Annotated in this window: 11 protein-coding genes; 6 read left to right on the top strand and 5 right to left on the bottom strand. The window is 61.8% G+C overall.

What is annotated here, in order from left to right:
* Positions 1–14 precede the first annotated feature (14 nt).
* The 3 genes from BK667_RS30900 to pedF are packed head-to-tail and all read right to left on the bottom strand — an operon-like array spanning position 15 to position 2,116.
* Entirely contained in the window at positions 15–776 is a 762-nt protein-coding gene (locus BK667_RS30900; RefSeq protein WP_123599855.1) for a quinoprotein dehydrogenase-associated SoxYZ-like carrier, read from the bottom strand.
* Positions 776–1,651, bottom strand: a complete 876-nt coding sequence (locus BK667_RS30895) for a substrate-binding periplasmic protein (RefSeq protein ID WP_123599854.1) — start codon at positions 1,649–1,651, stop codon at positions 776–778. The genes BK667_RS30900 and BK667_RS30895 overlap by 1 nt, the downstream gene beginning before the upstream one ends.
* Before the next feature lie 3 nt (positions 1,652–1,654).
* Complete coding sequence (pedF, locus tag BK667_RS30890; protein ID WP_123599853.1) at positions 1,655–2,116, bottom strand: cytochrome c-550 PedF; 462 nt, start codon at positions 2,114–2,116, stop codon at positions 1,655–1,657.
* 240 nt (positions 2,117–2,356) lie between these two features.
* Between pedF and pedA1 the strand changes: the two genes are divergently transcribed.
* The 6 genes from pedA1 (at position 2,357) to BK667_RS30860 (ending at position 7,558) form a co-directional block, all read left to right on the top strand.
* Complete coding sequence (gene pedA1, locus BK667_RS30885) at positions 2,357–3,541, top strand: lanthanide ABC transporter ABC transporter substrate-binding protein PedA1 (protein ID WP_123508678.1); 1,185 nt, start codon at positions 2,357–2,359, stop codon at positions 3,539–3,541.
* Between the two features lie 39 nt (positions 3,542–3,580).
* Complete coding sequence (locus BK667_RS30880; RefSeq protein ID WP_123508679.1) at positions 3,581–4,540, top strand: YVTN family beta-propeller repeat protein; 960 nt, start codon at positions 3,581–3,583, stop codon at positions 4,538–4,540.
* Positions 4,537–5,268, top strand: coding sequence for a lanthanide ABC transporter ATP-binding protein PedB/LutE (pedB, locus tag BK667_RS30875; RefSeq protein WP_123599852.1), 732 nt, complete (start codon positions 4,537–4,539; stop codon positions 5,266–5,268). Before BK667_RS30880 ends, pedB begins: the two co-directional genes overlap by 4 nt.
* Positions 5,265–6,056 (top strand): lanthanide ABC transporter permease protein PedC, encoded by a 792-nt coding sequence (gene pedC / locus BK667_RS30870; RefSeq protein WP_123508681.1) that lies wholly within the window; start codon positions 5,265–5,267, stop codon positions 6,054–6,056. Before pedB ends, pedC begins: the two co-directional genes overlap by 4 nt.
* A 222-nt stretch (positions 6,057–6,278) precedes the next feature.
* A complete protein-coding gene (locus BK667_RS30865) occupies positions 6,279–6,836 on the top strand; it encodes a PQQ-dependent catabolism-associated CXXCW motif protein (protein ID WP_123599851.1) in 558 nt (185 codons plus the stop codon).
* 56 nt (positions 6,837–6,892) lie between these two features.
* A complete protein-coding gene (locus BK667_RS30860) occupies positions 6,893–7,558 on the top strand; it encodes a response regulator transcription factor (RefSeq protein WP_123508683.1) in 666 nt (221 codons plus the stop codon).
* 120 nt (positions 7,559–7,678) lie between these two features.
* Here BK667_RS30860 and nahK read toward each other — a convergent pair whose 3' ends face one another.
* Positions 7,679–10,273, bottom strand: coding sequence for a hybrid sensor histidine kinase/response regulator NahK/ErcS' (nahK, locus tag BK667_RS30855; protein ID WP_123599850.1), 2,595 nt, complete (start codon positions 10,271–10,273; stop codon positions 7,679–7,681).
* On the bottom strand, positions 10,242–11,405 hold the full coding sequence (gene nosP, locus BK667_RS30850) for a nitric oxide-sensing protein NosP (protein WP_123599849.1): 1,164 nt from the start codon (positions 11,403–11,405) through the stop codon (positions 10,242–10,244). Before nosP ends, nahK begins: the two co-directional genes overlap by 32 nt.
* Positions 11,406–11,619 lie beyond the last annotated feature (214 nt).

Raw genomic sequence — 11,619 nt, 5'->3', positions numbered from 1 at the left:
ACGCGCTCCTTGGCTCAGGGGATGGCCGCATCAAATTGATTGCCGCTGTTGTCGCGCAGCAACAGGCGCGTCTGCCCTGCCCCTTCGATGTCGAAGGCCAGGTTGGGGTTTTCGCTGACGGCGGGAAACAGTTCCAGGCGCGCCAGCAGTTGATCGTTCTGATCGCGCAGTTCGGCGTGGTTGATAAAGAATTCGGGGATGCCACTGACCATGCCGTTGTCCATCGGGTGCGCCACCTGCAAGCGCACACGGCTGAATTCGCCACGGGGATAACGCCCACCGAGTACTTCGCCAATGTGTTCCTCCCAGCCGGGCTGGGTGCGTACCACGCTCGGTGCCGTGCAGCCGCCGCCCGCTGCATCGATCAGGGTCGAGCCGACGTGCCAGACGCCGTCGCGGGTCAGCACCGCCGCACGCAACGGCGTGGCCTGTTCGATGCGGATGCGGATCGACAGCCACGGCAACACCCGGTCCAACGGTTGGAAATCGACGATTTTCGGCAAAGGATTGAGCTCAGCCCAGGCGAGGATTTTCACCACCTCGCCCTTGAACGCCCGAGCGTCGATTTCCAGCGGTACCTGACGCGCGTCCTCAGCGAATGGCGGCGCGAGCAGCTTGACCCGTTCGTCGAACACGAACGGGGCATCACCGAGCATTTGCTTGTGATAGAAGGCCCACATCACCGACGGCACCGGGTCCTGGCCCGGATCGATGTCCACCGCATGGGCGGCCAACGGCAGCCAACAGGCCAGCAGGCAACTCGCTCGCCAGTTCACTATTGATACATCTCCGGCACTTCGTACTGCAGGCCGTAACGGGCATAAATGGCTTGCACCGAGCCCTCGCGGATCATGGCTTCCAGCGCCTCCTCCAGGGCATACGACAATTGCCGGTTGCTTTCATGCACCGCCATGCCGATCTCCCAGCGTTGCTTGCCCATGTTCGGGTAGGCGTTTTCCGCCAGCGCCACTTGCGGGTCGTGGGCTTCATGCACCTGCCAATCGACTTCGCCACGCATCGCCATCACCGCATCGACTTCGCCGTCCTTCATCGCCGCAAAGGCCTGGGGCACGCCGGGATAGTGGTGAGTCTTGGCGGCGAGCATGCCGTTGAACACCGAGGTCAGGTAAAACGACGGCACGCTATCGACTTCGACGCCGATCGGGTGCTGCTCGAACACCGCGACGCTGCCCACCGAGTCCAGCCGGCGGCGGTCATAGGCGACTTGCCATTGTTCGTTCTGATACGGCCCGAACATGACGACATGATCGTTTTCCAGCTCGCCGAGTTCGTTGCGTTTTTGTGAGTAATCCCGGTCATAAGGCACGCGCATCATCAGGTCCGCCAGTTGCTGATCGTGCAACTGACTGGCGCGCCAAATGTAGTCGCGCAGGTCGTCGTCGAGCTTCTCGCCGGCCGGGGCCCAGATCAGTTTGAGCTTCACGCCCAGCGCCGCGGCCAAAGCCTGTGCGAGGTCAACATCCACGCCTCGCGGCTGGCCGGCATCTTCAAAACTGTACGGGGCGAAGTCCTTGTACACCGCGACTTTCAACTCCCCGGCGGCGATCATCTGGTCATAGGTCCGAACCTGCGCCTGCGCCACCTGGCAGCACAGCAGCACAGCACTGATCAACACAGCGAGCAGGCGCATGGGTTACTCCTCGGAGTGCACGCTGTCCAGGTAGGTACGCACCGCCCACAAGGCTTCCTGGCTCAAGTAATCCGCCATTTTCGGCATGTAGACCCGGCCGTCACGTACGGCGCCATGACGCACTCGTTCAACGAACCATTCATCACCGGCGTCGCCGACATCCAGCAGGCGCAGGTCCGGGGCAATCCCGCCGGACTTGGCTTCCAGACCATGGCAGGCCGCGCAATTCTGGTTGTAGGCCGATGAGCCGATTTCCAGCGCTTTATCGTGCTGCGGGGAGTTGCGATACGGGTTCACCGTCGCCCAGCCATCGCCATCCACCGGCACGCCGGCGTCTTTGATCGGGGTCAGGCCCGGGGTTTCCACCGCTTGTGGCACCACGTTGCCGTGGGCCCAGATCGGACCTGCGCTGATAAAACCGGCCAGCAGTCCGGCAACAAGCAAGGCGTTGCGTTTTGTTGTCATTGTTATGCCCTCAGGGTTGCACGCAAAACCTCCGGGAAGAGGCTATGGCCCCCATCTTAGGAACCCCGTTGCGCCAGCCCCATGCTGCTTTGGTGGCCGCCGCCCAGTACCTTGGTAGTAGGGCTTGTGGCGCACCGTCGCCGCGAATTACGACCTTGGTACTGGCTCTCCGGTACTTTCTGCATATTTCCTCGAACCCGCAGCCTTCCTATGCTGGCGCTACCCGTCATGGAGTGCCTTATGCGCCAGCTCGCCCCTTACGCCTTGATCTACCTGCTGGCGATTGCCTGCGCCGCCGGATTGGCAACCCAGAGCCAGGCTGCGGACGCGCCGTTGCAGGTGCAGATCGGTTACCTCGGCTATCGCCCCGATCCGGGCCCGCTGCTGTCGAATGTCATTCCCGAGCCGACCGATGCCGGGCTGCGCGGCGCCGAACTGGCGATCACCGACAGCAACAGCACCGGACGTTTTCTCAACCACAGCTACAGCCTGGTCAGCGCCAGTACCGATAACGCCGATGCGCTGATCGACGCGGCCAAGGCCCAACACGAACAAGGCCTGCGCCTGTTTGTGGTGAATGCTCCGGTGGAAACCCTGCGCCGCCTCAGCGCGGTACTGACCGACAGTTTGCTGTTCAACGCCGGCAGCCCGGATGACAGCCTGCGCACCACCGACTGCTTGCCGAACGTGCTGCACAGCTTGCCGAGCCGGGCGATGCTCGCCGATGCATTGGCGCAATTTCTGGTAGTGCGCAAATGGCAACGGGCGCTGCTGATCGTCGGCCCGACCCCGGACGATCAAGCCTACGCCGCCGCCCTGCGCCGCGCCGCCAAACGCTTCGGCCTGAAACTGGTGGCGGAAAAAGCCTGGAGCTTCGACAACGATCAACGCCGCAGCGCCCAGGCTGACATGCCACTGTTCACCCAGACCGCCGAGTACGACGTGGTGCTGGTGGCCGACGAGCGCGGCGACTTCGGCGAATACGTGCCCTACCAGACCTGGTACCCGCGCCCGGTCGCCGGTACTCAGGGCCTGACCCCGGTGGGTTGGCACAAGACCGTGGAAACCTACGGCGCCGCGCAACTGCAAAAACGCTTCGAGGCCATGGCCGGGCGCTGGATGAATGACCGGGATTTCGCCGCGTGGATGGCCGTGCGCAGCATCGCCAGCGCGGTGAGCAAGTTGCGCCAGGTCGATCCGATGGCCATCCGTGCGCTGGAGATCAGCGATCAATTGCCGCTGGACGGTTTCAAGGGTCGCAAGCTCAGCTATCGACCGTGGAACGGCCAGTTGCGTCAGCCGATCCCCATCGTGCAACCGCGCGCGCTGGTCAGCACTTCACCTCAGGACGGTTTCCTGCACCCCTTCAACGAAATGGACAGCCTGGGCTACGACAAGCCGGAAGTGACCTGCCGCTTTCCCTGATTTTTCCGCCACCTCAACGACAATAAAAAGGAATCCGCCATGCGCCGTACCCTGCTCTCATGCGCCCTGCTGCTCGCCGCCGGGCACGCCGTGGCCAGCACCGCCTGGGTCTCCAACGAAAAGGACAACAGCCTGAGCCTGATCGACATGCAGACCCTGCAAGTCACTGACACCCTGCCCGTCGGACAGCGCCCGCGCGGCTTGTTGCTGTCCCACGACAGCAAGCTGCTGTACATCTGCGCCAGTGATTCTGATCGGGTCCAGGTGATGGACGTGGCCACGCGCAAGATCATCAAGGAACTGCCGTCGGGCAAAGACCCCGAGCAATTCGCCCTGCACCCGAATAATCGCTGGTTGTACGTTTCCAACGAAGACGATGCGCTGGTGACGGTGATCGACACCGAAACCTCCAAGGTGCTGAGTCAAATCAACGTCGGCGTCGAGCCCGAAGGCATGGCGGTCAGCCCTGATGGCAAGTGGGCGGTGAACACCAGCGAAACCACCAACATGCTGCACTGGATCGACACCAGCACCCAGACGTTGGCCGACAGCACATTGGTGGATCAGCGCCCACGGTTCGTCGAATTTTCTCCGGACGGCTCACAGCTGTGGGCCTCGGCGGAAATCGGCGGCACGGTGACGATTCTCGATGTGGCGACGCGCAAGATCCTCAAGACCGTGAACTTCCAGATCAAAGGCGTGCACCCGGACAAGGTGCAACCGGTGGGGATCAAGCTCAGCGCCGACGGCAAATACGGTTTCGTCGCCCTCGGCCCGGCCAACCATGTGGCGGTGGTCGATGCCAAGACGTTTGAAGTGCTGGATTATTTGCTGGTCGGTCGGCGCGTGTGGCAGATGTCGTTCACCCCGGATCAGAAGCAATTGCTCGCCACCAACGGCGTCAGCGGCGATGTGTCGGTGATTGACGTTGACAGCCTCAAGGTCAGCAAATCGATCAAGGTCGGGCGTTATCCGTGGGGTGTGGTGGTGACCCCATGAACGCACTGGAAGTCAGCGAACTGAGCTTCGCTTATGGTGCGAAAGAAGCGTTGCGCCAGGTGAGTTTCAGCCTGGTTCCCGGACGCTTTGCGGCGTTGCTGGGGCCGAACGGTGCCGGGAAGTCGACGCTGATTGCCCTGCTGACGCGGCTGTATGATTTGCAGCGCGGTGATATCCGGGTCGGTGGCTGTTCATTGCGCGATACACCGCGCCCGGCGCTCAGGCAATTGGGCGTGGTGTTCCAGCAAAGCACATTGGACCTGGACCTCAGCGTCGAGCAAAACCTGCGTTATCACGCCGCGCTGCACGGTATGTCCCGGCGCCAGACCGGCCTGCGGGTCGAGGCCGAACTGGCGCGTCAGGCCCTGACCGAACGCCGTCGCGAAAAAGTCCGCGAACTGAATGGCGGCCACCGGCGCCGGGTGGAAATTGCCCGCGCCTTGCTCCACGAACCGCGTTTGTTGCTGCTGGATGAAGCCAGTGTCGGCCTCGACCCGGCCAGTCGCCTGGCGCTCAATCAACACATCCGCAGCCTGTGCCGCGAGCAAGGCATCAGCGTGCTCTGGACCACGCATTTGCTCGATGAAGTGCAACCCAGTGACGACTTGCTGATTCTTCATCAGGGACGACTGGTCGCCAGTGGACAAGCCGATGCCCTGAGCCTGAAACACGGCGGCGACCTCGGCTCGGCCTTCACTCGACTGACCACTTCAGGAGCCGCCCGATGAATGCGTATTGGCAGTGTTTCAGCGGCATTGTGCTGCGCGAATGGCTGCGTTTTGTGTTGCAGCGCACGCGGTTTCTCAGTGCACTGGTGCGGCCGCTGTTGTGGCTGCTGGTGTTCGCCGCCGGGTTTCGCGCGGCGCTGGGCATCGCGATCATCGAACCCTACGACACCTACATTCCGTACGAGGTGTACATCATTCCGGGGCTGGCCTGCATGATCTTGCTGTTCAACGGCATGCAAGGGTCACTGTCGATGGTCTATGACCGGGAGATGGGCAGCATGCGCGTGCTGCTGACCAGCCCCCTGCCCCGGACCTTTTTGCTGTGCAGCAAGCTGTTGGCGACGTCGCTGATTTCGCTGTTGCAGGTGTATGCGTTTTTGGCGATTGCCTGGGTGTATGGCGTGCAACCGCCGGCCATGGGCCTGTTGATTGCCTTGCCGGCATTGCTGCTGGTGGCGTTGATGCTCAGTGCGTTGGGGCTGTTGCTGTCGAATGCGATCCGCCAGTTGGAAAACTTTGCCGGGGTGATGAATTTCGTGATCTTCCCGCTGTTTTTCCTGTCCTCGGCGCTGTATCCACTGTGGAAAATGCGCGAGTCCAGTGAGTGGTTGTATTGGCTGTGCGCGTTGAACCCGTTTACCCACGCGGTGGAGCTGGTGCGGTTTGCGCTGTATGAGCGTTTCAATCCGCTGGCGCTGGCGGTGTGCGTAGGGTTGACGCTGGTGTTCGTGCTGCTCGCGGTACTCACCTTCAACCCGCAACACGCCGCCGTGCGCAAAGCCACCTGACTGATGATCGTTCCCACGCTCCGCGTGGGAATGCCTCCACGGACGCTCCGCGTTCGGCTCTGGAGGGACGCGGAGCGTCCCGGGCTGCATTCCCACGCGGAGCGTGGGAACGATCAGCGCCTGAAATTACTACTTTAGTACTGCTTTACCTGTCTATCGTCGCATTCCCATCGCATCAGGACTGGCATGTAATAGGTTCATAACGATAAGGATTGAACCCCCATGCCGCGTGCCCGACGTCGTCTGTTACGCCCTTGCCTCGCTGCCCTGTCGCTTAGCCTGCTACTGAGCACCGCGCACGCCGAAACCCCGCTGTTCTCCGCCGACGGTTACCGCATCGGCCTGTACCGCAGCCCGACGCCCACTCAGTTGCAAGGCGCGACCATCCTCGACACCCCCGCCCTGCAAACCCTGCTCAACCAGACGCCGCGCCCGGTGCTGATCGACGTCTACCGCCGCCAATGGCTGCAAGGTCAATTCATCGAAGACCAGCCCCACGAAAACCTGCCCGGCAGCCACTGGCTGGCGAATACCGGTGACGGCGACCTGACACTCGACTGGCAGACGTACTTTGCGCGTAATCTGGATAAATTCACCGACGGCGACCACCAGCAACCGCTGGTGTTCTACTGTCGCTCCGATTGCTGGTTGAGCTGGAACGCAGTAAAACGCGCCACCGCCATGGGCTATAAGTCAGTGTATTGGTATCGCGATGGCCTGGACGCCTGGCAAGCGGCGAACCTGCCCGTTGCGCCAGCCCAGCCCGAGCCCTTTCCCTGACTGAACACGTGCACGATGTTGCCCCACCAAAAATCAAAATAATGAGGTGAATGGCCATGTACAAAATTCTGATTGCCGACGATCACCCGCTGTTTCGCGAAGCCATTCATAACGTCATCAGCGACGGTTTCCCCGGTAGCGAGGTCATGGAAACCGCCGACCTGGACAGCGCCTTGCTGCTGACCCAGGAACACGACGACCTGGACCTGATCCTGCTAGACCTGAACATGCCCGGCATGCACGGCCTCAATGGCCTGATCAACCTGCGCAACGAGGCGCCGACCATTCCGGTGGTGATCGTCTCGGCCGAGCAGGACAAACAGATCGTGCTGCAAGCCATCACCTATGGCGCCGTGGGATTCATCACCAAGTCTTCGCCACGCCTGCAAATGACCGAGGCGATCCAGCAGATTCTCAACGGCAATGTGTACCTGCCGCCGGACATCATCCGCACACAAAAACCCGGCACCCATCGGCGCATGAATGACAACCCGAGCTTCCCGCCGGAACTGCTCCAGGCCCTGACCCGCAAGCAGTTGCTGGTGCTTGAGCGCATGACCAAGGGCGAGTCCAACAAACAGATCGCCTACACCCTGGAAATCGCCGAAACCACGGTCAAGGCCCACGTCTCGGCGATCCTGCGCAAGTTGAATGTGCACAACCGGGTACAGGCCATTCTCAGTGCTGGGGACATAGATTTCGGGTCTTACTTACGACGCTAACTGATCGTTCCCACGCTCCGCGTGGGAATGCAGCCCGGGACGCTCCGCGTCCCAAGAGCGGACGCAGAGCGTCCGGTGAGGCATTCCCACGCAGAGCGTGGGAACGATCAGATCAGGCGATCAGGGTCTACCGAGCAAATGACTCATTGCAGTCTTGAGCTTCATCGGCCGCACCGGCTTATGCATCAACGTATGCCCCAACTCCCGGATCTGCAGCTTCAGCTCATTGCTGTAGTTGGCGGTGATCATCATCGCCGGGATGGCCGAACCCCGCCGCGCATTGATCCGGGCCACGGCATCGACGCCGTTCTGGTCGTCGTCCAGGTGATAATCGGCAATCAGCAGGTCCGCTTCCTGGTGATAGTTGTCCACTTGCCGGGCCAAATCCTGCTCCGACAACGCCGTCACCACCAGGCACCCCCAACCTTCCAGCAAGGTGCGCATCCCCGCGCAAATGGCTGCGTCGTTGTCCAGCACCCACACCCGCGCCCCGCGCAGGCGCTCAAGCATCGGCTCGCTCATCAACAGGCTCGGCAACGCCTTGGGCGCCGTGGCGCTGAGCGGCACTTCGACGCAAAACATCGAGCCCTTGCCCGGCCACGAGCGCACGTGAATCCGGTGCCCGAGGATCCCGGCGATTTTCTCGACAATCGCCAACCCCAGGCCCAATCCGCGATCCTGATCCGGGCGCTGCACATCGCCACGTTTGAACTCCTGGAAAATCTCCTCCAGCCGGTTTTCGGCGATGCCCATGCCGCTGTCCCAGACTTCAATCGACAAACGCTGATGATGGCGCCGGCAACCGAGCACCACACGGCCGCTGTAGGTGTAGCGAATCGCGTTGCTCAGCAGATTGCGCAGGATCCGCGCCAGCAACTGAATGTCACTGCGCACCAGCGCCGAACACGGGATGAAATGCAGTTCCAGCCCTTCGCTGCGCGCGACTTGGGTGTACTCGGCGGCGAGGTTTTCCAACAATTCGCTGAGGGCGAATGGCGCGATGTCGGCCTTGATCACACCGGCATCGAGTTTGGAAATATCCACCAGGGTGCCCAGCAGGTTTTCCACGTCTTCCAGGGAGTTGCTGACGTTGCGCACCAGAATCGCGTTGGCCACCGGCTCTCGGCGTTCGAGCAAGGCGCTGGTAAACAGCCGCGCGGCGTTGAGCGGTTGCAGCAAGTCGTGGCTGACGGCAGCGAGAAACTTGGTCTTCGACAGGTTGGCCTGCTCGGCTTCAAGTTTGGCTTCGCGCAGGCGTGATTCGACGCGACGGCGCTCATCGATTTCGCGCAGCAGCTGATCGTTCAGGGTCGTCAGTTCCGCCGTGCGTTCGCGCACCCGCAACTCCAGGTTTTGATAGGCCTGATGCAAGGCCTCGGCGGTGCGGCGGCGCTCGGTAATGTCGCGGATCAACACGAAAATCCCCACCACTTCACCAGTAGCCAGACGATTGGGCACGTAGGAACGCAGCATGTAGCGTTCCTGATTGTTGATGTTGGTTTCGGCGAACTCGAAGGTCACGCTCTCACCGGCCAGGGCCCGGGCGACGTAGGCTTCCAGGCGCTGGTAATGCTGTTCGCTGTGGACTTCCCGCAGGCTCTGCCCGAGCATCACGCCCCGGGGCCAGCAGTACCATTCTTCGTAGACTTTGTTGGTGAATTCGTAGACCAGATCGGCGTTCAGGTAGGCAATCAGCGCCGGTACATGGTCGGTGATCAGGCGAATCCAGCGCTCGCTTTCGCTGAGGGCTTCGGCGTGCTGGTAGCGTTCGGTGATGTCGGTGAAGGTGTTGACGAAGCCGCCCGTGGGCAATGGATGGGTGCGGATTTCCAGGACCCGGCCATCGTAGAGGCGCTGTTCGCATTCCTGCACCAACCGCCCGTTGCTGTCGCGACTGGCCGGGGTCAGCAGGTTCAATTCACTGTCGGCGATCACTTCGGCAAACGGCCGATGGGCCGCCACTGGCGCGAGGCCGCTGAGTTCCAGAAAACGCCGGTTCCACAGTTCCAGAATGCCGTCGGCGCTGACCATCGCCACGCCTTGGGACAGGTTGTCCACGGCCCGTTGCAGCAGATGGGATTTCTGCGCCACGGCTTGCTCGCGGCGCACGGTTTCGCTGAGTTTGACGTCGGTGATGTCGGTAAACAGAATCACCCGCCCGCCTTCCTGGGTCGGTCGTTCGCTGACTTGCAGCCAGCGGCCATTTTGCAGGCGATACAGCAGATTCTGGTCGGCGTGGCCTCGGGGTTCTTCGGTGAACAACCCGGTGGCCGTCATCAGCCGCTTGACCTCGGCCAGGTGCATACCGGCGATGATCCGCACCCGGCTATTGCCCCAAAACGCCTTGAAACGGCTGTTGAACAGCACGATGCGCTGGTCTTCGTCGAACAGCACGAAGGCGTCGGAAATGCTCTCGATGGCATCGATCAAATGTTGGTGCGCCGTTTCCGCCCGCAGCCGTGCGTCACTGAGCAAATGGTTACCGGCCTTAAGCTCGGCCATGGCCTGGTTCAGCGCATCAGTGCGTTCGCGGACCTGCTCGGCCAGCACCACCGAATGCTGGAACGCCGCATACGGGTCGTTGCCGCGGGTGATGCCGGATTCGATGCGCTCGATCAGCGCGCCGTTGATGCGCTGCAGTTTTTGATTGTCGCGCTGCAGGCTGGCGATCTGCGCCTGGAGCTCAACGGTGTCCAGGGGAACGGCCTCGGGCAATGGCAACCCCGGTGAAGGTCTGGTTGATGTGCATGCCATTGAACTGTTCTCCGTAGGTGTTGAAACCCATCACCCGATGCTCACGCAAAAACGCCCCGATCGGCTCCAGGCTGCCGCGATCTTCCAGTTCAAGGCGCCGCAAAAAGCAGTCGCAACCGATGGTCAGCAGCAAATCGCCGAGGCGTTCTTCCAGGCCTTCGAACAGCGCTTGCAGGTTCGGCAGCATGGGGCCGGGGGTCATGGCGGTGAGGACGATGCCGTTTTCCACGGCGCAGTAAAAACTCAGGCTCAGGTCCGGGTGCACCTGTTGGATGGCGCGCACGTAGTACTGATCGTTGATCCGCACGGCCAACGGGTGCGCGGCGAAGATCCGGTGATCGAGCTCGGCCACCGGCACGCCGATGTGCCGGGCGTACTCCTCGGCGGCGGGCTCGGCGTTGAGTTCGAAGACCCGTCGCGACGCACTGTCGGCCCCGGTGACCACCAGTTTTTCCGCCCGGGGCAGGATGTGGTGGGTGGTAAACACTTCGAAATCGAGCCAGGTGTTGACCAGCACCACCACCGCTGCGCCGCTGTGGAACGCGCCATCAAAGTAGACGTGGGTGTGGGTCAGGTAATTGTCATCGCCGGCGGAACCGCCGAAATGCGGGATGTCACCCAAGGCTGCACTCAACGCGGCGAGGACCATTTCCTCACGGCTGGACAGGCCATCGAGCAGGGTCAGTGCGAAGCTGTTGCCCTTGATCGGCGCCAGGGTGTTGCTGCGACAGCCGCCCACCAGGCGTTCAACCATTTGCTGGGCGTCGATCAGGCTGAAGCGCTCCATTTCGTCGATCAATTCGATGGCGATGGAAAAGTGCCGATGATCGAACCCCACCGCCGTCACGCAATTGCGGCCGTAGCCTTGCGGGGTAATTTCCCCGGCGCTGGTGCACCCCACCAGACGAATCCCGCCGAAACTTTGCTGCAAGGCCTGGCCCAGCGCCTGCAAGTCGTATTCGGCGGAACAGAAAAACAGCACGAAGCCCAGGTGCGGATGTAATAACTGTCGCGCCAACTCCTGAGCCGCCTGCTGCGCATCGATAGCCTGGGACATCGCGCTGACCACGCCTTCACTCTGGACCTGCTGCATCGTCGCCTCCCGCAGGTGCGCATGTATGAGGTGCGAGTGTACGAAGCCTGCGGGCCGGGACGTATGCTACTTGGGTAGCGGTCAGGCGCTTCCATGGGATGAGAGTGGTGTCAGATGTGAAAACCACACAGAACCTTTGTAGGAGCGAGGCTTGCCCGCGAAGAGGCCGTCACATTCAACATCCATGTCGCCTGACACACCGCTTTCGCGGGCA

This window comes from Pseudomonas frederiksbergensis, assembly GCF_003732705.1.
Lineage (GTDB): Bacteria > Pseudomonadota > Gammaproteobacteria > Pseudomonadales > Pseudomonadaceae > Aquipseudomonas > Aquipseudomonas frederiksbergensis_F.
Note: the sequence above shows the minus strand (reverse complement) of the source record. Positions and strands in the feature narration are given on the sequence as shown.